This window comes from Mitsuaria sp. TWR114 (assembly GCF_007997345.1).
Map to the genome: position 1 here is coordinate 1 of NZ_VOSR01000415.1, position 3418 is coordinate 3418.

The following is a 3418-nucleotide window of genomic DNA, read 5'->3' on the forward strand; positions in this document are numbered from 1 at the left end:
CGGTTGCCGATCGCGGCGCCGACCGGGGTCGGCGCGCACGGCTTACTTCGAGTCCTTGACTTCCTTGAACTCGGCGTCCACGACGTTGTCGTCGGCCGGCTTGGACGAGGACTGCGCGGCCGCCTCGGCGTGGTCCGCACCCGCCGCACCCGCCGCACCAGTGGCGCCCGCGGCACCGGCCGCCGCCTGGGCCGCCTGCGCGTCGGCGTACATCTTCTCGCCCAGCTTCTGGCTGGAGGTCATCAGCGCTTCGGTCTTGGCGTCGATGTCGGCCTTGTCCTCGCCCTTGATGGCTTCTTCCAGGTCCTTGATCGCGGCCTCGATCTTCTCCTTCTCGCCGGCGTCCAGCTTGTCGCCGTGCTCGGCCAGCGACTTCTGCACCGAATGCACCAGGCCGTCGGCCTGGTTCTTGGCCTGCACCAGCTCGACCTTCTTCTTGTCCTCGGCGGCGTTGGCCTCGGCGTCCTTCACCATCTTCTCGATCTCGGCCTCGGACAGGCCGGAGTTCGCCTTGATGGTGATCTTGTTTTCCTTGCCGGTGCCCTTGTCCTTGGCGCCGACGTGCAGGATGCCGTTGGCGTCGATGTCGAAGCTCACCTCGATCTGCGGCACGCCGCGCGGCGCCGGCGGGATGCCTTCCAGGTTGAACTCGCCCAGGCTCTTGTTGGCCTGCGCCATCTCGCGCTCGCCCTGGTAGACCTTGATGGTCACCGCGGGCTGGCTGTCCTCGGCGGTCGAGAAGGTCTGGCTGAACTTGGTCGGGATGGTCGTGTTCTTCTTGATCATCTTGGTCATCACGCCGCCCAGGGTCTCGATGCCCAGGCTCAGCGGGGTGACGTCCAGCAGCAGCACGTCGGTGCGCTCGCCGCCCAGGACCTGGCCCTGGATCGCGGCGCCCACGGCCACCGCCTCATCGGGGTTCACGTCCTTGCGCGGGTCCTTGCCGAAGAACTCCTTGACCTTCTCCTGCACCTTGGGCATGCGGGACATGCCGCCGACCAGGATGACGTCGTCGATCTCGCTCACCGACACGCCGGCGTCCTTGATCGCGGTGCGGCAGGGGGCGATGGTGCGCTCGATCAGCTCGTCCACCAGCGACTCCAGCTTGGCGCGGGTCAGCTTGATGTTCAGGTGCTTCGGACCGGTGGCGTCGGCCGTGATGTAGGGCAGGTTGACGTCGGTCTGCGAGGAGTTGGACAGCTCGATCTTGGCCTTCTCGGCCGCTTCCTTCAGGCGCTGCAGCGCCAGCACGTCCTTGGTCAGGTCGACGCCTTGCTCCTTTTTGAACTCGGCAATGATGTAGTCGATGATGCGCTGGTCGAAGTCCTCGCCGCCCAGGAAGGTGTCGCCGTTGGTGGACAGCACCTCGAACTGCTTCTCGCCGTCGACGTCGGCGATCTCGATGATCGAGATGTCGAAGGTGCCGCCGCCCAGGTCGAACACCGCGATCTTGCGGTCGCCCGCGCCGTGCTTGTCCAGGCCGAAGGCCAGGGCCGCGGCGGTGGGCTCGTTGATGATGCGCTTGACGTCCAGGCCGGCGATGCGGCCGGCGTCCTTGGTCGCCTGGCGCTGCGCGTCGTTGAAGTAGGCCGGGACGGTGATGACCGCCTCGGTCACTTCCTCGCCGAGGTAGTCCTCGGCGGTCTTCTTCATCTTGCGCAGCACTTCCGCGGAGACCTGCGGCGGCGCCAGCTTCTTGCCGCGCACTTCCACCCACGCGTCGCCGTTGTCGGCCGCGGCGATGGTGTAGGGCATCAGGTCGATGTCCTTCTGGACTTCCTTCTCCGAGAACTTGCGGCCGATCAGGCGCTTGACCGCGTACAGGGTGTTCTTCGGGTTGGTCACCGCCTGGCGCTTGGCCGAGGCGCCGACCAGCACCTCGCCGTCTTCCTGGTACGCAATGATCGACGGGGTGGTGCGGGCGCCTTCCGCGTTCTCGATGACGCGGGTGGTGTTGCCTTCCATCACCGCCACGCACGAGTTGGTCGTGCCCAGGTCGATGCCGATGATCTTCTTCTTAGCCATGTGGTGCTCCTGAATAGGGAAAAACTGGCGGAACGGTCAGCGTGGGAGGCTCGGTGGAGCGAGCGGCTGAAACAACGTTCCGGGATGCTGCTGATCTGTGGATAACTTCGCCGGGTTCAAGGGCCCCGATCGATTTTTCGCTGTGCTTACTTGGGGGCGGACACGGTGACCAGCGCCGGGCGCAGCACGCGGTCGGCGATCAGGAAGCCCTTCTGCAGCACGGTCACGACCGTGTTGGGATCCTGGTCCGCCGGGACCATCGAGATCGCCTGGTGCTGGTGGGGGTCGAACTTGGTGCCGGCGGCCGGATTGATCTCCAGCACCTTGTTGCGCTCCAGCGCGGACTGCAGCTGGCGCAGCGTGGCGTGCACGCCCTCGAGCACCTGCTCGACGCTGGCGTCCGGGCGGGCGATGGCGGCGGTCAGGCTGTCCACCACCGGCAGCATCGCGTCGGCGAAGCCCTCGACCGCGAACTTGCGGGCCTTGGCCGTGTCTTCCTCGCCGCGGCGGCGGGTGTTCTCAACTTCGGCCTTGGCGCGCAGATAGGCGTCGGACATCTCGGCCAGGCGGCGTTCGGTGTCGGCGAGCTTGGCCTCCAGCGTCTCGGGCACCGAGGCGGCGGCCGCGGCGGCAGCTTGCTGGGTCAGTTCGTCCAGCGTCGGGTCGGGTTGTTGGTTGTCAGTCGTCATGGTTGGATGGCCCCAAAGCGGAGCCCGACTTCTCTTCGGAAGGGGACCGGCGTCGGTGGGAGCCAGTCTGCGTCGGGCGACCCGCCGCATCTGGGGCCCATGGCCGGAACTTCAAGAGGGGGATTTTGGCATCGGTGCGCGGGCAAGCCGGGGGCCTGCTAGCGGCGCTTCTTACTGCGGAGGTCGGGGCGTTGGCCGCCATGGCTTGGGGCCCCGGCGGCCAGCGCCGAAACCCCAAGCCATGCCGTCCCCAACCCCTGTCGTCCTTTCACGGTTTTGCGACCGGGGACTTCGGGGGAGGGGACCGGCGGTCATTCGTCGATGCTGGCGCTCCAGCGGTCGTCCCACTCGGCCAGCTTGCGGCGGTCGTGCTTGGTCGGGCGGCCCTGGACGATGGTGTCGGCCGGCTCGGGGGCCAGGCGGCGCGCCTCGGCCGCGCGCTCGCGGGCGGCGATGCTGTCCGGCGTCTCCTCGTACAGCGTCTGGGCGACCGGCGCCGGACCGCGGACGCTGCTGAGACCGAGCACCTTGACCTCGCGGGCCACCACGCCCTGGCGCAGTTGCACCATGTCGCCGGGACGCAGTTCGCGCGAGGCCTTCACCGCCTGGCCGTTGACGGTCACGCGGCCCTTGCCGATCTCCTCGACGGCGATCGAGCGGGTCTTGTAGAAGCGGGCGGCCCAGAGCCACTTGTCCAGGCGCAG

At 67.7% G+C, this 3418-nt stretch carries 3 protein-coding genes; all 3 read right to left on the reverse strand.

Going from position 1 to position 3418, the window contains the following annotated elements:
- Positions 1 to 42 precede the first annotated feature (42 nt).
- Positions 43 to 2025: a molecular chaperone DnaK gene (gene dnaK / locus FUT87_RS15470; RefSeq protein ID WP_147241582.1), complete on the reverse strand. Its 1983-nt coding sequence runs from the start codon at positions 2023 to 2025 to the stop codon at positions 43 to 45.
- A gap of 146 nt (positions 2026 to 2171) precedes the next feature.
- Positions 2172 to 2714, reverse strand: coding sequence for a nucleotide exchange factor GrpE (grpE, locus tag FUT87_RS15475; RefSeq protein ID WP_099861786.1), 543 nt, complete (start codon positions 2712 to 2714; stop codon positions 2172 to 2174).
- Between the two features lie 311 nt (positions 2715 to 3025).
- A partial coding sequence (locus FUT87_RS15480) for an RNA-binding S4 domain-containing protein (protein WP_255511864.1) occupies positions 3026 to 3418 on the reverse strand: 393 nt, incomplete at its 5' end.